Raw genomic sequence first — 23,022 nt, forward strand, 5'->3', positions numbered from 1 at the left:
CCGCGCCGATTCCAACCGGATCTTTCATCCGTCGGGACTGATCAGCGCGGCTCGCTAAGCAGAAGGCGTACGGCACGCATAGCAGCAGAGTACCGCAGCGACCGAACCGCCCGCACGACTCCGCTTCGGCGGTCGGTGGCGGGCGAGCGGCAAGGACCGGCGCCGTCCGGCGGACACACGCGAACCCGCCCGCCCGAGCTGCCGCTCCGACTTCCCGGGCGACCCTCGGCGACCACTCCGTCACCCATTGCGCCTATTCGCGCCCCCGGCGCACGCCCCGCGTCGACCCCGGCGCACACCGCGAGGCGCATCGGTTCGCGTCGCGAGGCACACAAGTTACTCGGCGTATCCCCCCTATCCGGGGCAACCTCAGAGTCAGTTGTCTGTGGTTCCGCTCTCTAAACGCTCAAACCACGAACCACTCGGTATGGGTCGACTTAGCATGCGTCAACGGGACCGTATTTCCCGCACCATTCGGAGTCGCCCCATGAACCCTCGCAATCGCAAGAGCCGTTCGTCACCCGCACCGAGCGCCGGGCTCAGCCGCCAGGCCCAAGGTGGCCTGACCGCAGCGGCATTGGTACTCATACCCTTGCTCGCCGTCGGCGGGAGTGACAGCTTTCGTGCCGCGCTCGACTTCACCACCGGGGTTTTGTCCCTGTTGTGCCTGACCTCTTCGGTGGCGTGGGGTCTGATCGCCACCGACAGACTGCTGCTTTCCACCCGGCACCGCCTTGTCGCCCAGGCCGTCCACCGGAGCACCGCGGTGGCCTCGCTCGGCTTCCTCCTGCTCCACGTGACCGTCAAGGTCTCGCTGGGACACGTGGAATTGATCGGCGCGCTGATCCCGTTCGGACTCGGCGTCACCGGTACGTCCGCGCTGATCGGCTTCGGCTCGCTGGCCGGCTTCCTCATGATCGTCGCAGCGACGACAGGAGCGCTGCGCAGCGCCCTCGCGGCCAACGTCCGGGTGGCGGGCCGCTGGCGGCCGCTGCACATGCTGGCCTACCCGGCCTGGTGCTTCGCCCTCGTGCACGGGCTGTACACCGGCCGTCCCGCCGCGACCTGGGTGGTCACGATGTACTGCCTGTCACTCGCCGGCGTCGCAGCAGCCGTCGCGGTACGGACGCTCCCACGGCCTGTACAGCGACGCATCGCCAACAAAGTTCTTTCCCTGACCGGCTCGGACGACGACAGGTCGCGGGCGGACGAGAAGGCACAGCGCGATCTCGGCGTCTCCCCGCTCCCCGGCGCAAGCGGAGTGACCGCACCGGCGGGCCTCAACCGTATGAACGGCATTCCCTCGCAGCGCGCCTACGAGGCGGAGTTCCAGCGCGAGACCCCGCTCGGCCCGTCGCGTGCGCAGCCCCCACGGCTCTCCGCCCCCTCGCCGCAACTCTACGAGGCCCCTCCGCCCCCGGAGTCGGATCCCCTCGGCAGCAGTGGCGTCGGCCCCGGCCCCGGCATCTCCGCCGCGTACCGGGCGGTGTCCCTCGCCGGCGACCAGACGGCCCCGCTGGCAGAACGCATCCTGATGACGGACGAGATCCCTGTCGTCTCGGAGTCGGGTCCCCTGCCCGGCGCCTGGCCCACACCGTCACCGCCGCCGCCCGCGCAGGCCGTCCCGTCCGCGCCGCCGGTGCCGCCCGCATACGAGCCCCCCGCCCAGCCGGCCTACGAGCCGCCGCCCTCGTACGACGCACCCCAGGCGTCGTACGACACACCCCAGGCGTCGTACGACACACCCACCGCTCCGTACGCGGCCCCCTTCGCGTACGACCCCTCATCCGCCTACGACCCCTCAACACCGTACGAAGCACCTTCGTCCCCGTACCAACCCGGCACCGCCGATGCGTACGACGAGACGGCGCAGATGCCCGGGCCTCTCTTCCCGCCCCCGGCCGGGGAACCCTGGCACGCGCCCGCAGGAGACCGACCGTGAACACCCCCCTTCCTGATGTCCCCGAGGTCCGCGTCGTCGGCCTTCCCCAGCTGACGCAGGGGTTCGACCTTGTCGAGCGACTCGACCTCCCCATGCATCTCAAGGTGCACGGCCCTCTTGAACCGATGACCGGCGAGCGGCTCGCCCAGCTCGCCGACGACATATCCCTGCGCGGCCGCGGCGGCGCGGGTTTCCCCTTCGGGCAGAAGCTGCGCGCCGTAGCCAAGTCCGCCATCCGACGCGGGGTGCGGCCCGTCGTCGTGGTCAACGGCAGTGAGGGCGAGCCCGCCTGCCGCAAGGACACCGTGCTGCTCAACCGCGCGCCCCATCTGATCCTCGACGGCGCCCTGATCGCCGCCGAAGCGCTCGGTGCGCGCACCCTGGTCGTCGCGGTCACCCGCAACTCGACGGAGATCTCCATCCGCGCCGCCCTGGCCGAGCGCGGACTCTCCGACCGGCGCGGGCAGCAGCTGCGCGCGCGGGTCGTACGCACCCCCGAGCGCATGGTCTCCGGCGAGGCCTCCTCCGTCATCCGCGCCGTGAACGGCGGCCCCGCGCTGCCGCCCGGCCGCCGTGAGCGCGCCTCCGACACCGGCGTCGGCGGGGCCCCGACCCTGCTGTCCAATGCGGAGACGTTCGCGCAGCTCGCCATCGGCGCCCGTATCGGCGCCCGCCGCTACAGCCACACCGGCCTGGAGACTGAGCCCGGCACCGTCATGCTGACGATCTCCGGGGCGGTCGCGCGCCCGATGGTCGTCGAGGTCCCCACGGGCGTGCCGCTGCGGTACGTGCTGCAGCTGGCGGGCGCCCCGCCGCTCCCCCAGGGCGTGCTCACCGGCGGCTACCACGGCAACTGGATCGACGCGATGGCCGTCAACACGGCGCTCGTGTCACGCGAATCGCTGGCCTCCCTGGGCGGCGCGCTGGGCGCCGGCGCGATCCTGCCGATCGGCCCCGAGACCTGTCCGCTGGGCGAGGCGCTGCGGGTGGCCAACTGGCTCGCCGCCGAAACGGCCGGCCAGTGCGGTCCCTGCAAGCTCGGCCTGCCCGCGGCGGCCGGCGGCCTGTCCGACGTCATGAACGGCGGCGGCCCGGCCGCCCTGGAGGCGCTGCGCGAGGTGACCCAGGCCGTGAAGGGCCGGGGCGCGTGCAAGCACCCCGACGGCTCGGCGCGCTTCTTCGCCTCGACCCTGTCCGCCTTCACGGACGATCTCGCCGCCCATGTGCTCCACGGCGGCTGCGGACGCGAGACGACCGGCGTGCTGCCGCTGCCCGAGCCGGGCTACGAGGAGGCGGTGGAGTCGATTCCGAGCGGCGAGAAGATCTTCATCGACTGGACGCTCTGCCAGGGCCACGGGCTCTGCGCGGACATCATCCCCGAGCTGATCCGACTCAAGCCCGACGGCTTCCCGTCGGTAGCCGACGCGGTCGTCCCCACGCATCTGCGGGGGAGTGCGCAGCGGGCCGTACGCCGGTGCCCCGCGCTGGCGATGCGTATCGAGCAGGCTCCGGCCGACCGTGCGCCGGCGCCCGCCGGCCGGCCGGCGCTGCCCAGCAGCAACCGCAAGGCCCTTGGCAGCGGCCGCGGCTGACGGACACACAAGGAAGCGGGCCATCCGATCCGGATGGCCCGCTTCCTTGTGTCTACTGCTTCTGTGGAGCTAAGGAGAATTGAACTCCTGACCTCCTGCATGCCATGCAGGCGCTCTACCAACTGAGCTATAGCCCCTTGCGGTGTGCCGCCTTGATCGGAAGTTTCCCCCTCGGCGACGTCGACAACATTAACGGTCACCCCGGTCCATCGCCAAATCGTTTCGGGTCTGCACGAACAAGGCCGGTAACGTCCCACTTCGGGACCATGACCGTGACTGTGACTGTGACTGTCGCTGTGGCCGCGGCCGTGTCGCTCATGCTGTGGCGAACGAATAGAACCGCTTCAACGTGCAGTGCTCATCGAGGAGACGGCCGTAGATCGGCTCCCCCTCGAGCTCGCGGTAGGTCTCGATGGGGTCGCCCTTTATGATCAGCGCCCGCGCGCACTCCTCGCACCAGTACTGGTACTCGGGATTGACCGGATCCATGTCCCGGACGATCGGCGTACCACTGCCGCACCAGTCGCATTTCCGCCTGTGTGCACCCATCACTCAGCTCCAGCTGTGGCCGCAGGCCGTGCACACGTAGGAAACCCCGCCATTGTCGCCGAGGACTTGGGCGACATGGGCCGATCCGCAGGACGGGCAGCTGAGAGATGCACGTACCTCCGCCGCGGCAAGCAGGTCATCGGCCTTCTCGCTCCTGCTGGCGGACATTGTGCTCTCCCTCCCGTCCTCGCCGGTGTCCCCTCCGGCCGTCCGATTCTGCCATGGCCACGCAAGAGGGTCAGCGGCGTTTGCGTACGAGACCAGCCACCGCGCCCAAGATCGACGCGGCTGCGAGCGTCAGGGCGCACACCCACAGCGCATCGGCGGACCCATGCGCCCCGGGTACTGTCTGCCGATTCAGGAAGAGTGTGCCGAATGCGGCGACGCCGATCACCTGACCGAACGGAGCGTGCCTGCCCGGCGGCGGCCCCGGTGGCGAGGACCGAGGAGTAGGCGACGAGCGCCCGCCGGCCGGAAGGCCGGCCGGGAAACGCGAAATCCCGCCCTCTGACGAGGACGGGATCCGGATTGTGGAGCTAAGGAGAATTGAACTCCTGACCTCCTGCATGCCATGCAGGCGCTCTACCAACTGAGCTATAGCCCCGCGCGTTCTTCGCGCTCCGCGCTGCGAACAAGAAGAACTTTAGCCTGCGACCTGCCGGAAAGTGAAATCCGGGGGTGCGGGGCCGAACGGCGGCCCCGGCCGGGTTCAGTCGTCGTCGCCGAGGACCGGTTCCGGCAGCGTGCCGGCGTTGTGCTCAAGGAGCCGCCAGCCGCGCGCGCCCTCGCCGAGCACCGACCAGCAGCAGTTGGACAGGCCTCCGAGGCCCTCCCAGTGGTGGGCCTCCAGGCCCAGCAGCCGGCCGATCGTGGTGCGGATCGTGCCGCCGTGGCTGACCACGACGAGCGTGCCGTCCTCGGGGAGCTTCTCGGCGTGGTGCAGCACCACGGGAGCGGCCCGGTCCGCGACCTCGGTCTCGAGCTCACCGCCGCCGCGGCGCACGGGCTCGCCGCGCTTCCAGGCGGCGTACTGCTCGCCGTACTGCGCGACGATCTCCTCGTGCGTCAGGCCCTGCCAGGCGCCCGCGTAGGTCTCGCGCAGGGCGGCCTCGTAGGTGATGTCGAGTCCGGTGAGCTCGGCCAGCTCGCCGGCCGTGGCCGCCGCCCGCTTGAGGTCGGAGGCGAGAATCACATCGGGCCTGAGCGAGGCGAGCAGCCGGGCGGACCGGCGCGCCTGAGCGACACCGGTCTCGGTCAGCGCGATGTCCGTGGTGCCCTGGAAGCGGCGCTCCAGGTTCCAGGCGGTCTGGCCGTGCCGCCACAGGACGACGCGGCGTCCCGTGGCGCGCTCGCGGCTGTCTCTGCCGTTCAGCTCAGCTCACCGTCCGGGTCGCCGGCGAGCCGCGCGTGCTCCTCGGCCTTGCCGCGGGTCTTCAGGGCGTCCTCGGGGAGAGGAAGCTCGGGGCAGTCCTTCCACAGCCGCTCCAGGGCGTAGAAGACCCGCTCCTCGCTGTGCTGGACGTGCACGACGATGTCGATGTAGTCGAGCAGGATCCAGCGGGCGTCGCGGTCACCCTCACGGCGCACCGGCTTGGCGCCGAGCTCCTTGTTCAGCCGCTCCTCGATCTCGTCGACGATCGACTTGACCTGGCGGTCGTTGGGCGCGGAAGCGAGCAGGAAGGCGTCGGTGATCGACAGCACATCGCTGACGTCGTACGCAATGATGTCGTGCGCGAGCCGGTCGGCGGCCGCCTGGGCGGCGGCGTTGACGAGCTCGATGGAGCGATCCGTGGCGGTCACAAGCAGGCTTTCGTCGGCGGTCGGGAACCCTTCAAGGGTCTCACGGACCGCCGACAGCCCATGCCGCGTTTATTTCGGACCCGATGGGTCGCCTGTCTCGGACCGGATGGGTCGCCCTGTCACCGGACCTCGTAGTCCTCGCCGAGGACGACCGAGACGTCGGCGTTGGTGACGGCTTTGCCCTTCTCGACCGCGCTCGCCGGCAGACCCAGGGTCTTGGCGACCTCGACCGCCTTCGCCTTCTGCGCCACGTCTCCGTAGGTGACCTTCGATGTCGTGACGGTGTCGTCGGCCTTGCCGCCGTCGAGGACGGAGTAGCCGCCGTTGACCAGGTCGATCCGGGCGGCCTCGGTGGCTCTCGTGGTCCCGGTGGCGTTCTTGACGCCCACGCGGATGGCCGCGCCCTTCTCCGGTGCGGTGACCGTGCCGCCCAGGACGTCCTTGACGACGCTGTTGGCGGTCTGCTCGGTGAGCGTGCCGTCCTGCTGGACCGGAAGCACGGCTGTCTTGTAGTCGCCGCCCTTGGCGTGCTCGGCGAGCTTCGCCAGCGAGGCGCCCAGATCGCTCTCCCGCAGCGACGGGTCGAGAATCTGCGCCAGCGTCTCGACGGTGACGGTCGCCGCCTTCGGGTCGTCGGGGAACTTCCGCAGGACGCCCTGCATGACCTGGCCGAAGCGCTGCAGCTGCTTCGCCTCGGCCTCGCCGGGCCCGAGGTAGGTGGCGTACGCGACGGCCATCCGCCCGTTCAGGGTCTGGTTCTCGCCCTTCTTCACCAGCGGCGCCTCGCCCTTCTTCGCGCCGGGCACCTCGGTGTCCGTGGTCAGGTCGATGGTGCCGACCAGCTCGACCAGGTTCTCCAGAAACGGGGTGTCGAGCCGCCAGGTGCCGGTGATCTTGGCACCGAGGAGGGTGCCGACCGCCTCACGGGTGCCCGTCGAGCCGTCGTCCTCGACGGACTTGCCGAGCGTGGTGGCGGTGCCGTCGTCGTTGGCGATGGAGAGCGAGTTGGGGAGCAGGACGGTGGTGCCCTGCTTGGTGGTGGCGTTGTCGACGAGGAGCGCCGTGGAGGTGCCCTTTTTCCTGGTGTTGTGCAGATGCACCACGATCACGTCCCGCTTCTGCGGTCCGGTCGCCGTACTGCTCTTCTTGTCCGCGTCCGACAAACCGGGCAGCTTGCCCGCGTACCAGAGGTAGCCGACGCCGCCCACGACGACCAGCGCCAGTGCGACGACGAGCGCGACGACGCGGTTGCGGCCGCGGCGCTTGGCCTCCTCGCGCCGCTCGGAGCGACTCTCGGTGAACTTCAGCCAGTCGATGACATCTTCGGAGTCCTCGTCGGGCTCCTCGATGAAAGAGAACTGCTCGGTGCGGTAGTCACGGTCGGCGGCAGGGCGGCGCTGCTCCGGCACGCCAGCCGGTTCGGGCGCCTGCGGGCGCGGCTGCGCCTGCGGCTCGGCCGGGGCCTGCTGCTGCGGGATGTTCCACTGCTGGGTGGTGTCGACGGCCGCGGGCTGCGTACCCGTGTCGTAGCCGTACGCGTCGTAGCTGTATCCCTGGTCCTGGCTCTGCCCTGGGGCCTGCGGCTGCTGGTGGTAGTACGGGTCGTACTGCTGAGGCCGCTGGGACTGGCCTGCCTGCGGCTGCTGCTGCGCGTACGGGTCGTAGCCGTACCCCTGCCCCCGCCCCTGCCCCTGTTCGGGAGCCTGCGGTTGCTGAGGGTGCTGGGGCTGCTGCTGCGCGTAGGGGTCGTACTGCTGGGGCTGCTGATACACCGGTTGCCCGTACTCGTCGTAGCCGATGATCTGCGGCTGCTGGTAGTACGGGTCGTACGGGTTCTGCTGGTCGTTCACCGGTGCCCCTCTCCGTGGCTCACTCGCCTCGGTACAACTGGCGCTTGTCGATGTAGCGCACCACACCGTCCGGCACCAGATACCAGACCGGATCGCCGTTGGCGACCCTAGCCCGGCAGTCGGTCGACGAGATGGCCAGCGCCGGAACCTCCACCAGAGAGACCCCGCCCTCGGGCAGCCCGTCGTCCGTCAGGTCGTGACCCGGCCGGGTCACACCGATGAAATGGGCGAGTGAGAACAGCTCTTCCGCGTTCCGCCAGCCGAGGATCTGCGAGAGCGCGTCGGCTCCCGTGATGAAGAAGAGATCCGCGTTGCTGTTGAGGGAACGCAGGTCCCGCAGCGTATCTATCGTGTAGGTCGGCCCGGCGCGGTCGATGTCGATGCGGCTCACCGAGAACTGCGGGTTGGACGCGGTGGCGATGACCGTCATGAGATAACGGTCCTCTGCCGGAGACACCACCTTGTGGCTCTTCTGCCACGGCTGCCCGGTCGGTACGAACACCACTTGGTCGAGGTGGAACTGGGCGGCCACCTCGCTGGCAGCCACCAGGTGTCCATGGTGGATCGGGTCGAACGTCCCACCCATCACGCCGATTCGACGCTTGCCGGAACCGGAACCGGTAGGCACTTCCTGCTCTCCCATGCGTGCAGAGCCTACTGGCACGACGTTCGGCTCCGACTCAGCGGTCGCGGTTGAAGCGCGTGGTGATCCACAGCAGCAGGAGCAGCGCGAAGAGCGCGCCGCCACCGGTGAGGTAGGGGCTGAGGCTGGGGTGGTTGCCACCGTGCTCGGCGCCTTCGGCAAGAGTGACCAGGTTGGCGGCGGTGCTGGTGAGGCTCATCGTCAGCGGAACCTATCGATCGGGAGTCCGGGAGCCGGAGCTCGGGAATCGGAGCGGAGAGACTTCGCGCACATCGTATGCGGGCCGCCCGGGCACGCTCACGCCGACTCAGTCGTTGTGGTTTTCGTCGCTGCCGTTTCCTCGGTAGCCACGCAGCAGGAACCAGGCGAGCAGAGCTGCTCCGACGATCGAGGCGATCAGCAGGACGCGCAGCGTGTTGCCCAGTCCCTGCTGCGCGGCTGCGGCGGCGAGCAGTGCGGCGGTGTCCGGCATGTCGGGTGTCCTCCTCGGTTATCCACAGCCCCCGCCACACCGTAGCCCCAGCACCTACGCTGGGGTCCGTCAGGGGGACGAGCAGGGACTCGCGCCAACAGGGGGCATTGATGACCGAAAGCAATCACGAGAACGTTCCGAGCAGGCAGCGCAAGCGCTTCCCGGGCATCTCTTCACGGGCGTACGAACATCCCGCGGACCGCTCGGCGTTGGTGGCCCTGCGCAAGCTCAGCGGCTTCGACACCGTCTTCAAGGCACTCAGCGGACTGCTGCCCGAGCGCAGCCTGCGGCTGCTCTACCTCTCCGACTCGGTGCGGGTGAGCGACGCGCAGTTCGCGCATCTCAACACCATGCTGCGGGACGCCTGTTACATCCTGGATCTGGAGAAGGTCCCGGCGATGTATGTCGCGCAGGACCCGCGGCCCAACGCCATGTGCATCGGCCTGGACGAGCCGATCATCGTGGTCACCACCGGGCTGGTGGAGCTGCTCGACGAGGAGGAGATGCGGGCGGTCGTCGGACACGAGGTGGGCCACGCCCTCTCCGGCCACTCCGTCTACCGCACGATTCTGCTCTTCCTCACCGGTCTGGCGCTGAAGATCGCCTGGATCCCCCTCGGCAACGTCGCGATCATGGCGATCGTCACCGCGCTGCGCGAGTGGTTCCGCAAGTCGGAGCTCTCGGCGGACCGCGCCGGGCTACTGGTCGGCCAGGACCTGCAGGCGTCGATGCGCGGCCTGATGAAGATCGCCGGCGGCAATCACCTGCACGAGATGAATGTCGACGCGTTCCTGCAGCAGGCCGAGGAGTACGAGGCGGCCGGCGATCTGCGCGACTCCGTGCTGAAGATTCTGAATCTGCTCCCCCGCTCGCACCCGTTCACCACGGTGCGCGCCGCCGAGCTGAAGAAGTGGGCCGCGAGCCGCGACTACCAGCGGATCATGGACGGTCACTACCCGCGGCGCACGGAGGACAAGGACACCTCGGTCTCCGACTCCTTCCGCCAGTCCGCCTCGCACTACGCCGACACCGTCCGCACCAGCAAGGATCCCCTGATGAAGCTGGTCGGTGACATAGCCGGCGGCGCGGGCGACCTGGGCGGCAAGCTGCGCGGCAAGTTCACGGGCGGAGGTGACAGCGGCGGCAGCGCCAGTGGTGGGAGCTCCGGCGGAAGCACCGGCGGGAGCACCGGCGGCAGCAACGGCAATGGCAGCGGTCCTGCGAACGACAACGACAGCGGTGAGGGCGGCAAGGGCGGTCAGGGCAAGGGCTGAGCACCGGGCGACAGCGCCCCGCAGAGCGCCGCTGTGGCCTGGCCCGTCGCATAGGGATCGGTGCCCGCCGGACCGTCCGCGCTCGCCCGCTGGCCGGCCAGCAGCGGGCGCAGGGTGCCTGACGCGTCCGCCGAGCAGGCCTGCGGTCCGGCCTGGACATAGCTGCCCAGCAGCTCGACCCGGTGCTGGCGCAGGTCCTCGCGGTCGAAGCGGAAGTGCAGTTCACGGCGGACGGTGAACAGCGAGGCCTCGTTCGCCTGTGGGCCGCCCGCCGCGACCGGCCGCAGCGCATAGGCGAAGGTGTGGTCCGACGTCACCTCCAGGGCGTCGGGCCCCGCCTCGGCGACGGTGAGCGTGCCCTGCACCCGCACGTGGGGGTCGGCCAGCGCGACCTTCGCGGGGTCGTAGCGCACCAGCCAGCCGGTGGCGGCGTGGCGGCCGTCGCCGGCCGGAGAGGAGATGCTCCGGTCGAACTGCTCCAGCTGGGCCGGGTCGAGTAGCAGCCGCACGGGCCGCACGGCACCGCCGGTAAGCACATCGGGGTCCAGCGAGGACTCGACGAGATAGTCCTTGGCGGTGGTCAGCGCGGTCAGTACCTGGTCCTCCGAGAAGTTCTTGGTGCGCCGGGCGCCGGGCAGCGTGATGCCCGCCGCGCCGACCCGGAACTGCGCGGCGGGGCTGTGCGCATAGAGGTCGGCGGGGGTGCCGCCCGGGACCGGGCCCTGCGGCGCGAGCGGGATCATCGTGATGCGCAGCGGCTCCGCCTGTTTGAACTGCGGAACCTGGTAGGGGTGACGGACGCCGAGGTAGATCGCGGTTCCGAAGGCCATGGCGACCAGCAGGATGAGTAGCAGGACCTGCCTCGAACCGCGTCTGCGGCCCCAGGCGGGGAGGCTGCGTACGGCCTGTGCGTGCTCACCCATCCGCTCCTGCGCGGAGAATTCCTGCAGCCGGGCAGCCCGTACGAACGATTCGTCGAAGACGACGGATCGGTACTCGTCCTCACCACCGCCGGGGAGTCCCTCGGGTGTCCCCTCAGGCGGGTCTCCGCGCCCAGCCATACTTTCAGGGTAGGTCCGGCAGGGCCCTGGTAAACGCGCTGGTACGCGACAAACTCCGACGAGTTCTTACGCGGTCGTTCAGCGGCTGATCAGGGGGTGCGCGGATTGGCGGAGACAGCCGGCCCCGTGTACTCCGCAGAGGCGGAGGGTCCACCGACCCGGCCAGTGGCGGAGCCGCTCGACGGTGTGGAGTCGACGCCGGTCGTGGCGGGCGGCGGCACCCGGTCCTGGCGGTTGCCGGCGGCCCCTCGGTACACCGCGGTGAAGGCCAGGGCGACCATGCCGATGCCCATCACCAGGGCCAGGATCCAGGCCACCGGGCGGTGCCAGCGGGCGCTGCCCCGGTAGGGGCGCAGGGCGCCGCCGTGGCGTCCGTAGGGTCCGCCGTACTCGCCGTCCGCAGCCTCGTCATCGTCGTCGTACGGGCGCTCGCTGCCGTATGCGCCGCCGGGGCCGTAGCCGTCGTCGTAGAGCTCGTCGTCGGCCGCTCCTCCGCCGTATCCGGCCCGTGCGGCCTCGGCCTCGGCGCGCGCCTGCGCGGCGGCCAGGAGCCGCTCGACGGCGGTCGGTTCATGGAACTCTGCGGCCCGTACGAAGTCCTCGTCGAACACCACGGAGGCGAAGTCCTCGTCCGCGCCCCCGCGGTCGTCGTCGGGCTCCCAGCCGTCCGGGAACGGCCTGCCCCCCACGTCGTCCGGCACGCTTTCAGAGTAGACCTGGCCGGTCGGTTTCGGCAGACAGAGTCCGAAGTCTCCCGGCCCACATCCGCCACAGGGACGGTGACCACCGGTTCGCCGGAGGAAACCCACCACCCACCGCAACCCACCACGCCCCCGGCCCACGGTCACCACGGGGACGGTGACCACCGGTTCGCCGGAGGAAACCCACCACCCACCGCAACCCACCACGCCCCCGGCCCACAGTCACCACAGGAACGGTGACCACCGGTTCGCCGGAGGAAACCCACCACCCACCGCAACCCACCACGCCCCCGGCCCACGGTCACCACGGGGACGGTGACTACCGGGTGTGACCGTCGCCTGTCACGATGTACTTCGTCGAGGTCAGCTCCGGCAGGCCCATGGGCCCGCGCGCGTGCAGCTTCTGCGTGGAGATCCCGATCTCTGCGCCGAATCCGAACTGGCCACCGTCCGTGAAACGCGTGGACGCGTTCACCGCGACCGCCGCGGAGTCCACCAACTGGGTGAAGCGGCGGGCGGCCGGCTGCGAGGTGGTCACGATCGCCTCGGTGTGCCCGGAGGACCAGAGCCGGATGTGGGCGACAGCGGCGTCGAGAGAGTCCACGACGGCGGCGGCGATGTCGTACGAGAGGTACTCCGTCTCCCAGTCCTCGGCCGTGGCCGCCACGACCGAGGCCTTGGAGGCGTCGGCGTACTCCAGCACGCGCTCGTCGCCGTGCACGGTCACTCCTGCTTCGGCGAGCGCGTCCAGGGCGCGCGGCAGGAAGTCGGCGGCGATGTCCTGGTGGACCAGGAGCGTCTCGGCCGCGTTGCAGACGCTCGGCCGCTGAGCCTTGGAGTTGATCAGGATGTCGACGGCCATGTCGAGGTCGGTTTCGGCGTCCACGTACACATGGCAGTTGCCGGTGCCGGTCTCGATGACCGGGACGATCGACTCCTCGACGACCGTACGGATCAGGGCGGCGCCGCCGCGCGGGATGAGTACGTCGACCAGACCGCGGGCGCGCATCAACTCCCTTACGGATTCCCGGCTCTCACCGGGCACGAGCTGTACGGCGTCGGCCGGCAGACCGGAGCCGCCGACCGCGTCCCGCAGGACCTTCACCAGGGCGGTGTTGGAGGAGTAGGCGGAGGAGGAGCCGCGCAGCAGGACTGCGTTGCCGGACTTCAGACAGAGCGCGGCGGCGTCCACGGTGACGTTCGGGCGGGCCTCGTAGATGATCCCGACGACGCCGAGAGGCACGCGCACCTGGCGCAGATCGATGCCGTTGGGCAGGGTCGAGCCGCGCACCACCTCGCCGACCGGGTCGGGCAGTGCGGCCACGTCCCGTACGTCGGCGGCGATGGCCCGTACCCGCTCCGGGGTCAGGGTGAGGCGGTCGATGATCGACTCGCTGGTGCCGGCCTCACGGGCGCGTGCGATGTCCTCGGCGTTGGCCGCGACGATCTCGCTGGTACGGACCTCGAGCGCGTCCGCGATCGCCAGCAGAGCGTCGTCCTTGGCCGACCGCGGCAGCGGCGCGATGTCGGCGGCAGCGCCACGGGCCCGGTAGGCGGCCTGGGCGACCGGGGAGAGGTTGTCGTACGGCGAAAGCGGCGAGAACGTCGTCATACCCGCAGGGTAGTGCGCGCCCCGCGGGCGTCCCTCACGTATCCCGCACTGCGAGACAGAAGCCCCAGAAGGGCAGAAGCCTCAGAAGGGGTGCACGCCCACCGGGGCGGCGGGCGGCGGGCCGTAGCCCTCCGCGATGCGCTGGTGGTACGTCTGGCGGTCGATGACCTCCAGGCCCACGATCTCCCACGGCGGCAGCTTGGCGCTCGATCGGTGCTCGCCCCACAGCCGCAGCGCCACCGCCGCGGCATCGTGCAGGTCACGCGCCTCTTCCCAGTAGCGGATCTCCGCGTGGTCGTTGGCGTACCGGCTGGTCAGCAGGAAGGGATGGTCGTGCGCGAGCTGTTCAAGACCGCGCCTGACCTCCTTCAGCGGGGCTTCGGCGCCCGAGACGCTGAGCGTGATGTGCCACAGCTTGGACAGCACGTGCTCTTCGCCGTACGTGTCCGTGCCCGCTCCCGTCTCCTGATCCTCTTCGGCGTCGCCGAAGTCGGCGCCCGCTCCGACGCTGGTCAGGGCTCTTTCCTCGCCCACGGCCCTACGGGCGTGAGGGATGCCCCCCGTCCCGCGGGGCACATCCCCTGGGCGCGCTCGTCTCACCGGCGGCCTCCTGTTGCATGTGTTGTCCTGCTGTACCCCCGCCATACCCCCGCAACAAAGTTGACCAGTCCGGGACGGAACGTGGGGCGGTTTTGGTGAAGGTCTCTGCCAGAAGACTGGTCTTTCAGCCGATTCAGGAGTGCAGGACGACGAGATCGTCCCTGTGTACGACTTCCCGCTCGTACGCCGGGCCCAGTTCCTGCGCCAGCTCCGGGGTGGAGCGGCCGAGCAGCTGCGGGATCTCCTTGGCATCGAAGTTGACGAGCCCGCGGGCCACGGCGTGGCCCGCGGTGTCGCGCAGCTCAACCGGGTCGCCGGCGCTGAATTCGCCCTCGACCGCGGCGATGCCGGCCGCCAGCAGCGACTTCTTGCCGTGCACCACGGCCCGTACCGCACCGTCGTCCAGGATCAGCGCGCCCTGCGGGGTGGAGGCGTGCGCGAGCCAGAGGAGCCGGTCGGCGGAGCGGCGTCCGGTGCCGTGGAAGTACGTACCGGTGGCGCGGCCCGCGAGAGCGTCGGCGGCGCGAATGGCGGAGGTGAGGACGACGGGGACGCCGGCGGCCGCCGCGATCCTGGCGGCCTCGACCTTGGTGACCATGCCGCCGGTGCCGACGCCGGCCTTGCCCGCGCTGCCGATCTGTACATGTGCGATGTCGGCCGGGCCGCGTACCTCCTCGATCCGCGAGGTGCCGGGCTTGGACGGGTCCCCGTCGTACAACCCGTCGACGTCCGAGAGAAGGACCAGCAGATCGGCCCGTACGAGATGGGCGACGAGCGCGGCGAGACGGTCGTTGTCGCCGAAGCGGATCTCGTCCGTCGCCACGGTGTCGTTCTCGTTGACGACGGGGACGGCGCCCATGGCGAGCAGCTGGTCCAGAGTGCGGTAGGCGTTGCGGTAGTGGGCGCGGCGGCTGGTGTCGTCGCCGGTGAGGAGCACCTGGCCGACGCGTACGCCGTAGCGCGCGAAGGAGGCGGTGTAGCGGGCGACGAGCAGGCCCTGGCCGACGCTGGCGGCCGCCTGCTGGCGGGCCAGGTCCTTGGGGCGGCGGGCCAGGCCCAGCGGCGCGAGGCCCGCGGCGATGGCACCGGAGGAGACCAGCACTATCTCCTTCTCGCCGCCGCTGCGGACCTTGGCGAGCACGTCGACGAGGGCGTCGACGCGGTCGGCGTCGAGTCCGCCTGCGGCGGTGGTCAGGGAGGACGAGCCGACCTTGACGACGATCCTGCGGGCCTGTGTTACCTGCTGTCTTGCCACTGTCACAGGGCCGAATCTATGTCAGGGCCCGTGGTGGGTGCTCGGCCATTTCACTCGCTGGACAGCGCGGCCGAGGGTCCGGGCGGCCGCCCCGGCCGCGGACCGCGCAACCGACCGGTCGTCAAAGATCTCTCTCGCGAGGGCCATTACCTCCGAGCCGGAGTGAACAGCCGTCCCACACACCGGCCTTGGCAGCTCGACGGCCAGAGATGGGCTGAACATGGCTGTAAAAACGTGGAGTTGACGGACATGCCAACCAGGTCGGTGTATGCACCACAGTTTCCTCGCCGAATGTACGCCGGTGACCGGCCGCCGGGAAACCGGATGGCGAAAGACCGGGCCGCGGGACCCGTACGGCGCTACACCGCCGTACGGGTCCCGCGCAGCCGCCGCCGTACCTCGCGGCGCAGCCGCCGCACCACCCGCCGGGCGAAGGACACCTTCCGCGGCGGCGCGGCGGGCGCGAGCAGCGCGTCCTTCAGCAGATCCGCCCGCCCCTCGGCGACACAAGCGAGCCGCTGCCGGTCCCTGCTGCCCAGCCGCCGCGCCACTCCCGGCGTCCAGTACTCCTCCATCAAGGGCGCGGCCAGCTCCATCTTGTGGCGAAGGATCTCCTCACTCTGTTTCAGCACAGCGGGACCGAACTGCGGCAGCAGCGTCACCACGAACGGCCTGATCATCAGCTGGTCGCGCCGCGCGCCCGGCGGTTCGTGGGCGGCGATCAGCTCCATCAGCCGCTGCGCCGAGTGGAAACGCAGCGTGTAACTCCCGCTCTTGGTCACATGTTTGCCGTCGTCCCGGCCCACCAGGTAGTAGCAGGTGTAGTCGGCGACGACGGAGACGCCGTTGCCCCGCAAATACGCCTCCATCGTGAACAGCGCGTCCTCGCCGGTCCGCATGGTCTCGTCGAAGCGCATGCCCAGTCGTACGAGCAGCTCGCGCCGGAACAGCTTCTGCGCACTCAGCGTGAACTTGACGTTGGAGGTGTGGATGTCGGCGTGCTCGAGGTTCTGGGCCCACATCGACTTGGCTGCGTTGCGGTTGACGCCCTCGACCTTGCCGAGCACCACATCCGTACCGGCGCGGTCGGCCATCGCCACCAGCCGCTCCAGCGCCTCTTCGCCGAGGTAGTCGTCCGCGTCGAGGAAGAACACATAGCGGCCGCGGGCCAGCGAAAGACCGACATTGCGCGGGCCGCCGGGGCCGCCGGAGTTGGCCTGCCGCAACACCCGCGTCGGGATCTTGCTCGCGGCCGCGAACTCCTCCAGGTACTCCCCCGTACCGTCGGTGGAGCCGTCGTCGACGGCCACGATCTCCATCCGGTCGGCACCGATGGTCTGCGCCTCGACCGACTCCAGACAGCGGACCAGATAGGGCATGGCCTCATAGGCCCCGATGATCACGCTGACTTCACACATGGACACTCCGACAGTCTTACGCGGTGGAAAGTCGCGCCATGGTGCCCGGCGCATGTGTCACCTGCGTGTCGGATGCGACACGGCCCGGAAACTCGCCTGCGAGGGCGAATTTCCGGGCCGTGAAGAGCGGCGCCGACCCGTCAGCGCGCCACCGGGGCCTCGGCTCCGGTGGGCTCGGCTCCGTCGGGCTCGATGCCGCCCGGCTCAATGCCCCCCGGCTCGATGCCGCCCGGCGCGACGCCATTGGGCTCTACGCCACCGGCGTCGGCCTCACGGTCGAGCTCGCCCAGGAACTGACCGCCGATGCGCTGCTCCACAGCGACGTTGCGCGCCTCGGCCTTGTCCGTCAGCGCCCGTACCGCCGCGTTGAACCGCTCGATCGAGGTCGACTCGTCGGAGCCGAGCAGATACTCCTTGAGCTCACGCCGGGCGTCCGCCTGCCGGTCGGCGGCCGGGTCGGCCACCGCGTCCAGCAGTTCGCCGATCTCCTCCGCGCTGTTGGAGAGGATGACCGCGGCCCGTACGGCGGTGTTCTGCCGCTGGAACTCCTCGATGCCCAGCTCGGCGGAGTCGGTGACGGCGTACGGCTTGCCGCTCGCGATGAAGTCCGAGACCACGCTGGAGATGTCGGAGACCATGCCGTCGGCCTGGTTGAAGCAGTCGTACAGCTTCGGCTCGGAGCCCGTGACGACCTTGTGCTCCCACCAGCCGAAGGAGCGCCAGTACGCGTCGTTCCACTCGGCCCGCAGCTTCTTGATCTCGGCGAGGCGCACCGGGTCGGCGAGCGAGACCCGCGACTTCTCCGACTCGTCGCCGCCCGCGCGGCCCGGCGCGGCCAGCACGGCCAGTCGGGCCTCGATACGGGTCAGCTCGGCCCGCGCCGCGGCCTGACCGGACTCCGCGGCGGCGGCCTCCTTCGACCAGCGCGGGTCAGCGGCGCGCTCGGCGCCCGCGGCCTGCACCAGCGCGGTGATCCGCTCGTGGACGGCCTTGGCCTTCTTGTTGCGGATTCCGGTGAAGGGGTGCGGCTTGTAGATGACGCGGACCGGCTTCTCGGCCTCCAGCAGCCGCCGGACGATGTTCTCGCCGGCCAGGAGCAGGGAGGTGTTGCCGGGGTTGTCGTCCCAGCCCTCCCAGGTGGGGGCGTACAGGATGGTCGGGATGTCGTTCTTCGGGGTGCCGGTCCAGGTCTCTATCGGGGCCAGTTGCGGGCGTCCGACCTCGACGATGTCGTCGTTGCGCACGCCGACGTCGGCCAGCGCGTAGCGGTCGCGGCCGGCCCGGCCCGCGGTCCACACCTCGTCGTACACCTTGGAGAAGGGGTTGACGCTGGCGAGCTTGTCACTGTCGCCGTGGCCGATGAAGACGTGCTTCATGGTCGGGACGCGCAGCATGTGGATGTTCTTGCCGACGTTGGCCGGGTACAGCGTCACCCGGACCATCGAGAGGTCGAGGTTCATCAGATGCGTGCCGCCTGGCACACAGATCACCGGCACGGAGGTCGGGGCGAGCTTCGACACCAGGCTGCGCTCACGCATGAGGATCAGCGGCCGGCCCTCCACGTGCTCCAACGTCTCCAGCCACATGTTGACCTGGTACGCGGACTCGTCGGAGCCGGAGAAGTAGAGCACGACGGTCGGCCGGTACTCGCGCAGCCAGGTGCTCACGGCCTTGAGCACGGCAGGCGCGCCCGGCACCCTGCGCTTGCGGCGCAGATACGGCACGAGGACGGCCGTGTAGATCAGTCCGAGAGCGAGGGTGGCGGCGACGCCCGCGTATCCGATGACGTCCTTGCCGGTCCCGGCGGCGATCACCACACCGGCCATGGCAGGGATGTCGAGGTGGAGCATCTTCTCGCCGGAGCGGCGCAGCAGCGCCTTCGGCGGGGCGTCCGGGATGCGTACGGCGTGCAGGTCGACGTTGCGGGTGACGACCGGCATGGTGCGGCGCAGCCGGATCAGGGTCGCCAGGGCACCCTGCGGCGCCTGGAGACCGTAGAAGACCAGGAAACCGGCGACAGCGGCATAGAAGAGCGGGGTGTCCGCCAGGTTCTCCCGGGCGAGCAGCAGGACCAGCAGCAGCTCACGCAGCAGGAAGCGGATCGGCAGGCCGATCCGGACCTTGTTGAGGCGGTTGACCAGGTAGCTGCCCTTCTGGTGCAGATACCAGTCCGCCGCATAGGTCACGGCACCGGCAGCCGCGAAGAACCAGATGTTCGGGATCAGCGCGGCGATCATGACGCACGGATAGCCGAGTCCCATCAGAGCTGCCGCAGCCAGCTCTGACAGGCTGCCTACGCGTGCCAGACGAATGGCGGTCGAAATCACGAAGAACCTGCTCCAAGGGTGCCGGTTGTTTCACTTTTGGCGGGAATTGTGAAGGTGGGGCTTCACGAAATCGGGCCTCCACTCTCGCCTCACGGCGAAAACAGAGGCCCGAAAAGTAATTTAATGGGGGATTATTACACATCTTCCTCGCGGTCCAGGACCGCCGCGAGCGCCTGCTCGAAGCCCGAGGCCTCGCTCGCCTCGCGGGTCGGATCCTGCTGCCGCACATCGATGACATGACCGGTCAGTTCGGAGAGCAGCACGTTCAGAGAGGACCGCGCCACAGCTTCGGAGGAGAGCAGCGAGCCCTCCGGCTCCGTACCGAACGCCTTGGTCCGCATCGGGGTGGCCGTGCGCTCCGGATTGACGCAATTCACCCGGATTCCCTCGCTCGCCCATTCGTCCGAGAGTGCCTGGGTGAGATTCACCATGGCCGCCTTGGTGGACGAGTAAAGGCTGTATTCGGCGCGGCCGCGGGTGTAACTGGAGGAGGTGTAGAGCAGCAGCTGACCCTTGGTCTCCGCAAGGTATTTGTATGAGGCACGCGCAATCTGCACCGGCGCCAGGTAATTGACGTTCAACGCCTCCTGGATGGTGATGTTGTCCGTCTCGGCCAGCTTGCCGATGCGCAGCACGCCCGCCGTGTTGATGACGTAGTCGATACGGCCCGTCTCGGAGTACGCCTTGGAGAGCGCGTCGTCCACATGCTCCGGGTTCTCGACGTGGGTGCCGGTGGTGGAGCGACCCAGCGCATACACGTTGGCGCCGTACTGCTCGGCCAGCGCGGCGATGTCGGCACCGATGCCGTACGAACCGCCGAAGACCACCATCGTCCTGCCGGACAGCAGCTCGCGGTAGGCGGCCTCGTCGGCCTGGCGCGGGGCGGCGGTGGAGGCCAGCTGGAAGAGCTTGTCCGCGATGAAGACGTCGACCGGCTGGGTCACCTTCATGTTGTACTCGTCGCCCGCGACGACATAGATCGGCACGTCCGGCAGATACCTCAGCACCACCGAGCAGTCGTCGGTGGCCTGGAAGTTGGGGTCGCCGGCGGCGATCTCGTACGCCCGGCGAATCGTGGAGAGCTTGAAGGCCTGCGGCGTCTGGCCGCGGCGCAGCCGGGAGCGGTCCGGGACGTCGGTGATGAACTCGCCGTCCCCACCGTGGGTGCGGGTCACGATGATCGTGTCGGCGGAGGGGATGGCGACATCGACGGCCTGGTAGCGGTCGAGGGCGTCGACACAGTCCGCGATCACACGCTGCGACAGAAGCGGACGCACTGCGTCATGGAAGAGGACGTTGCGGTCCTCGCCCTCCGCGAGACCCTCGCCGAGAGCCTCGATGGCGCGCTCGGTGGTCTCGTTACGGGTCGCGCCGCCCTCAATGACCTTGCTGACCTTGGTCAGCCCGGCCTTGGCGATGATCTTCTCCACATCGGGCACAAACCCCGGCGCCATCAGCACAATCACGTCGTCGACCGACTCTGCCTGCTCGAAGATCGACAGCGTGTGCTCGATGACGGCCTTGCCGGCGATCTTCAGCAGCTGCTTCGGGATCGCCAGTCCCACGCGCTGGCCGGTACCACCGGCGAGCACGACTGCTGTGGTGCGGGGCTTGGCTTCGTGCGGCACAGACACAGACGACCTACCTTGCGATGAGTGGGGGACGGGGCGATGGTCGCACTCTCCGTGACCGTCCCGCAAGGCGGGTTTGGGGTGCTCCACATCTCCGCGATACGGGAAGTTCACCCTGTGGCCAGGGAGATGACGGCGACCCGTCCCACCCCCGGGGTGACTGACGCCACAGTTGTCAATGGTGCGCTCAGCTACTTGATCGGCTTGTCGACAACGTTCAGTACAAGATCGCTGGAAGCACTGTAGAAGATCTTGACCGTGACCCGCTCCTGGGGCCTGCCCCGCAGCTTGCGGGCCACCGCCCGCACCGCGGCGAGCGGTCTCTTCTTCAACAGCTCGGTGCCGGGATACGGGACGAGGGACCCCTTCTCCACGACATCGTCCAGCACCCGGCCCGGCCTGACCGGCTCGGCGTCGGGTGCGTACCGCAGCCACAGGTCCCAGACGTCGTGCGCGGCGGTCTGGACGGCCGCCGGTGCCGCGCACGGAACGGTGACCCGGAAGCCGTCGCTTCCCTCCCGGCCGACCGGGAATGTCAGCTCGGCCGGATCCTTGCCGCGGCGGCGCAGCAGCAGCACGGGGTCGTCGGCCAGGGTGCCCCGGCCGAGCAGCCGGCCGGTGAGCATGATCTTCCGGTCGGCGAGCAGGATGTCGCCGACCTCGGCGTGGACCGGTCTGACCCAGGAGCGCAGCGAGAGCACTCCCTGTTTCACATACGGGACGAGCTGGCGGACGGCCGCGCCGGCCACCATGCGGTCCGCGGCCCGCATGGCGCCGCGCTGGTCGACGGCACGGGTCGCGAGCGCCACCCGCTCGCCCTCCGGCAGCTCCACATGGCAGGTCCAGACACCCTCGGCGAAGTCCGCACCGGCCGGGACGGTCGCCCGGCCCTCGGCGTCGAAGGCGAAAGCCCGCTCCTCGACCTTCGCATCCTGGTGCGTGCAGACCAGCCGCAGTCCGGCGCCCCGGCTCGGCCTCAGGCCGCCCTGGTCCTGCGGGTTCGGGGGAAGGGGGAGCAGGGTGACGCCCAGCTCGCCGTCCTGGCCCACCACACAGTCGGCGACGGGAGCGAACTCCTCGCCGTCCCCGTTCGCGGAGGCGACGCGCGGGGCAGCCCCGCGCGAAGCACCCCCGCGCGAGGCGGTGGCCGCGCCGAGCTCGGCGACCAGCTCCTCGTACTGCTTGGCGACCGGGCCCGGGTCGAAGCGCCGTGCGTTGCGCAGCGCGGCCGCACCCATCCGGCGGCGCAGATCCTTGTCGTCGATGAGCTTCAGCAGAGCGCCGGCGATGGCGTCGACGTCACCGACGGGGACCAGCAGCCCGTCCACGCCGTCCTCGATGATCTCCCGCGGACCGTAGTCGCAGTCGGTGCTGACCACCGGCAGACCACAGCGCATGGCCTCCACGAGCGTCATGCCGAACGACTCGTGGCGGGAGGTGGAGACGGCGATCGCGCCCTTGACCCACTCCGGTTCGATGGGTGAGCGGGGACCCATGAGATGGGCTCTGTTGTAAAGGCCCAGTTCGTCGATGCGTCTGCGGAGCCGGTCCTTCTGGTTGCCCCAGCCGCAGATCCGCAGCGTCCACTCCGGCCGGACGGCGGCGACCTTGGCGAAGGCCTCGATGAGTACCTGGTACTGCTTCTCCGAAGCCAGCCGTCCCGCCGCCACCACGGTCGTGCCCGAGGTGTCGGATGGCGCGACCATCGGCTCGGGCACGCTGTTCGGGATGGCGAGCACACGGGTGTCGGGCAGCGGCATCTGCTCCCGATAGGAGGCCGCGTCCCCCTCGGAGACCGTCACGAAGGCGTCGAGCCGGGCGAGATGGTCGTACATCTCGGCGCGCAGCTCGGGCTTGTGATGGTTGTGCGTCATGTGCTCCTGGCCGATGAGCACGGCACGCTCCGGCGCGAACTGCGCGACGTACGCGACCAGTCCGGGCCGGGTCCCGATGATCACATCCGCGTCCGACCCCGCGTAGTGGGCCTGCACCCGCTCGTCGCTGAGCCTGCTGTACTCCTTGTAGCGGGCATCGTTCTTCGGGAAGAGCTCGGCGGGCTGCAGCTGGAGCGGGTGCTTCTTCTCGTTCGTCGGGGAGGACGGACGTGTGTCCACGAGCGGTACGACGCTGATGCGGGGGTCTATGGCGAACAGCGGGATGTCCCGGTGCCGGAAGACCGAGACGATCTCCACCTCATGCCGGTCGGCGAGCTCCTCCGCAAGGTTCAGCGTGGTGCGGATGGTCCCGCCGATGCCGTAAATCGTGTGGATGAGGAAGGAAATCTTCATCAACGCT

General features: G+C 69.6%; 20 protein-coding genes and 2 tRNA genes. 3 read left to right on the forward strand and 19 right to left on the reverse strand.

Going from position 1 to position 23,022, the window contains the following annotated elements; translation table 11 throughout:
• Positions 1–487: 487 nt before the first annotated feature.
• The gene (locus tag OG735_RS14320; RefSeq protein ID WP_327323557.1) at positions 488–1,942 is read left to right on the forward strand and encodes a hypothetical protein; all 1,455 of its coding nucleotides are present in this window, start codon (positions 488–490) and stop codon (positions 1,940–1,942) included.
• Positions 1,939–3,534 carry a ferredoxin gene (locus tag OG735_RS14325; protein WP_327323558.1) on the forward strand — a complete coding sequence of 532 codons (1,596 nt, stop codon included), beginning with the start codon at positions 1,939–1,941 and terminating at the stop codon, positions 3,532–3,534. The genes OG735_RS14320 and OG735_RS14325 overlap by 4 nt, the downstream gene beginning before the upstream one ends.
• Before the next feature lie 64 nt (positions 3,535–3,598).
• Here OG735_RS14325 and OG735_RS14330 read toward each other — a convergent pair.
• The 10 genes from OG735_RS14330 to OG735_RS14375 form a co-directional block, all read right to left on the reverse strand.
• A tRNA-Ala gene (locus OG735_RS14330) sits at positions 3,599–3,671 on the reverse strand.
• Positions 3,672–3,849: 178 nt separating this feature from the next.
• Positions 3,850–4,083: a hypothetical protein gene (locus tag OG735_RS14335; RefSeq protein ID WP_026277450.1), complete on the reverse strand. Its 234-nt coding sequence runs from the start codon at positions 4,081–4,083 to the stop codon at positions 3,850–3,852.
• 3 nt (positions 4,084–4,086) lie between these two features.
• Positions 4,087–4,251, reverse strand: coding sequence for a hypothetical protein (locus OG735_RS14340; protein WP_327323562.1), 165 nt, complete (start codon positions 4,249–4,251; stop codon positions 4,087–4,089).
• A 363-nt stretch (positions 4,252–4,614) separates the two neighbouring features.
• A tRNA-Ala gene (locus OG735_RS14345) sits at positions 4,615–4,687 on the reverse strand.
• Between the two features lie 105 nt (positions 4,688–4,792).
• Positions 4,793–5,455 carry a histidine phosphatase family protein gene (locus OG735_RS14350; RefSeq protein ID WP_327328311.1) on the reverse strand — a complete coding sequence of 221 codons (663 nt, stop codon included), beginning with the start codon at positions 5,453–5,455 and terminating at the stop codon, positions 4,793–4,795.
• Positions 5,452–5,883 carry a ribosome silencing factor gene (rsfS, locus tag OG735_RS14355; RefSeq protein ID WP_327323563.1) on the reverse strand — a complete coding sequence of 144 codons (432 nt, stop codon included), beginning with the start codon at positions 5,881–5,883 and terminating at the stop codon, positions 5,452–5,454. The genes OG735_RS14350 and rsfS overlap by 4 nt, the downstream gene beginning before the upstream one ends.
• Positions 5,884–6,002: 119 nt before the next feature.
• Positions 6,003–7,733, reverse strand: coding sequence for a LytR C-terminal domain-containing protein (locus OG735_RS14360; RefSeq protein WP_327323564.1), 1,731 nt, complete (start codon positions 7,731–7,733; stop codon positions 6,003–6,005).
• A 19-nt stretch (positions 7,734–7,752) separates the two neighbouring features.
• Positions 7,753–8,376 (reverse strand): nicotinate-nucleotide adenylyltransferase, encoded by a 624-nt coding sequence (gene nadD / locus OG735_RS14365; protein ID WP_327323565.1) that lies wholly within the window; start codon positions 8,374–8,376, stop codon positions 7,753–7,755.
• A 37-nt stretch (positions 8,377–8,413) separates the two neighbouring features.
• Positions 8,414–8,575, reverse strand: a complete 162-nt coding sequence (locus tag OG735_RS14370; protein WP_326649869.1) for a hypothetical protein — start codon at positions 8,573–8,575, stop codon at positions 8,414–8,416.
• 108 nt (positions 8,576–8,683) lie between these two features.
• On the reverse strand, positions 8,684–8,848 hold the full coding sequence (locus OG735_RS14375; RefSeq protein WP_327323566.1) for a hypothetical protein: 165 nt from the start codon (positions 8,846–8,848) through the stop codon (positions 8,684–8,686).
• A gap of 110 nt (positions 8,849–8,958) precedes the next feature.
• On the opposite strand from OG735_RS14375, the gene OG735_RS14380 reads away from it, so the two are divergent.
• Positions 8,959–10,122 (forward strand): M48 family metallopeptidase, encoded by a 1,164-nt coding sequence (locus OG735_RS14380; RefSeq protein WP_327323567.1) that lies wholly within the window; start codon positions 8,959–8,961, stop codon positions 10,120–10,122.
• Here OG735_RS14380 and OG735_RS14385 read toward each other — a convergent pair.
• The 9 genes from OG735_RS14385 to OG735_RS14425 all read right to left on the reverse strand — a co-directional run bounded on the left by OG735_RS14385 (position 10,107) and on the right by OG735_RS14425 (position 23,015).
• A complete protein-coding gene (locus OG735_RS14385) occupies positions 10,107–11,183 on the reverse strand; it encodes an SCO2583 family membrane protein (protein WP_327323568.1) in 1,077 nt (358 codons plus the stop codon). The genes OG735_RS14380 and OG735_RS14385 overlap by 16 nt on opposite strands.
• A gap of 89 nt (positions 11,184–11,272) precedes the next feature.
• On the reverse strand, positions 11,273–11,884 hold the full coding sequence (locus OG735_RS14390; protein WP_327323569.1) for an SCO2584 family spore wall biosynthesis protein: 612 nt from the start codon (positions 11,882–11,884) through the stop codon (positions 11,273–11,275).
• Between the two features lie 319 nt (positions 11,885–12,203).
• Positions 12,204–13,496, reverse strand: coding sequence for a glutamate-5-semialdehyde dehydrogenase (locus OG735_RS14395; protein ID WP_327323570.1), 1,293 nt, complete (start codon positions 13,494–13,496; stop codon positions 12,204–12,206).
• 81 nt (positions 13,497–13,577) lie between these two features.
• Positions 13,578–14,096, reverse strand: a complete 519-nt coding sequence (locus tag OG735_RS14400) for a hypothetical protein (protein WP_327323571.1) — start codon at positions 14,094–14,096, stop codon at positions 13,578–13,580.
• A gap of 133 nt (positions 14,097–14,229) precedes the next feature.
• Positions 14,230–15,357 (reverse strand): glutamate 5-kinase, encoded by a 1,128-nt coding sequence (gene proB / locus OG735_RS14405; protein WP_327323572.1) that lies wholly within the window; start codon positions 15,355–15,357, stop codon positions 14,230–14,232.
• 353 nt (positions 15,358–15,710) lie between these two features.
• Positions 15,711–16,769 (reverse strand): glycosyltransferase family 2 protein, encoded by a 1,059-nt coding sequence (locus tag OG735_RS14410; protein ID WP_327323573.1) that lies wholly within the window; start codon positions 16,767–16,769, stop codon positions 15,711–15,713.
• A gap of 140 nt (positions 16,770–16,909) precedes the next feature.
• Positions 16,910–19,006: a hypothetical protein gene (locus OG735_RS14415; protein ID WP_442812603.1), complete on the reverse strand. Its 2,097-nt coding sequence runs from the start codon at positions 19,004–19,006 to the stop codon at positions 16,910–16,912.
• Positions 19,007–19,230: 224 nt separating this feature from the next.
• Positions 19,231–20,730 carry a bifunctional cytidylyltransferase/SDR family oxidoreductase gene (locus OG735_RS14420; protein ID WP_327323575.1) on the reverse strand — a complete coding sequence of 500 codons (1,500 nt, stop codon included), beginning with the start codon at positions 20,728–20,730 and terminating at the stop codon, positions 19,231–19,233.
• 188 nt (positions 20,731–20,918) lie between these two features.
• Entirely contained in the window at positions 20,919–23,015 is a 2,097-nt protein-coding gene (locus tag OG735_RS14425) for a glycosyltransferase family 4 protein (RefSeq protein WP_327323576.1), read from the reverse strand.
• Positions 23,016–23,022 lie beyond the last annotated feature (7 nt).

Source organism: Streptomyces sp. NBC_01210 (assembly GCF_036010325.1).
Taxonomy (GTDB): Bacteria; Actinomycetota; Actinomycetes; order Streptomycetales; family Streptomycetaceae; genus Streptomyces.

Coding starts and splice junctions, on each gene's coding strand:
- OG735_RS14320 (WP_327323557.1), top strand. CDS start 488: ATGAACCCTCGCAATCGCAAGAGCCGTTCGTCACCCGCACCGAGCGCC.
- OG735_RS14335 (WP_026277450.1), bottom strand. CDS start 4,083: ATGGGTGCACACAGGCGGAAATGCGACTGGTGCGGCAGTGGTACGCCG.
- OG735_RS14340 (WP_327323562.1), bottom strand. CDS start 4,251: ATGTCCGCCAGCAGGAGCGAGAAGGCCGATGACCTGCTTGCCGCGGCG.
- nadD (WP_327323565.1), bottom strand. CDS start 8,376: ATGGGAGAGCAGGAAGTGCCTACCGGTTCCGGTTCCGGCAAGCGTCGA.
- OG735_RS14370 (WP_326649869.1), bottom strand. CDS start 8,575: ATGAGCCTCACCAGCACCGCCGCCAACCTGGTCACTCTTGCCGAAGGC.
- OG735_RS14375 (WP_327323566.1), bottom strand. CDS start 8,848: ATGCCGGACACCGCCGCACTGCTCGCCGCCGCAGCCGCGCAGCAGGGA.
- OG735_RS14380 (WP_327323567.1), top strand. CDS start 8,959: ATGACCGAAAGCAATCACGAGAACGTTCCGAGCAGGCAGCGCAAGCGC.
- OG735_RS14385 (WP_327323568.1), bottom strand. CDS start 11,183: ATGGCTGGGCGCGGAGACCCGCCTGAGGGGACACCCGAGGGACTCCCC.
- OG735_RS14395 (WP_327323570.1), bottom strand. CDS start 13,496: ATGACGACGTTCTCGCCGCTTTCGCCGTACGACAACCTCTCCCCGGTC.
- OG735_RS14410 (WP_327323573.1), bottom strand. CDS start 16,769: ATGTGTGAAGTCAGCGTGATCATCGGGGCCTATGAGGCCATGCCCTAT.
- OG735_RS14415 (WP_442812603.1), bottom strand. CDS start 19,006: ATGATCGCCGCGCTGATCCCGAACATCTGGTTCTTCGCGGCTGCCGGT.
- OG735_RS14425 (WP_327323576.1), bottom strand. CDS start 23,015: ATGAAGATTTCCTTCCTCATCCACACGATTTACGGCATCGGCGGGACC.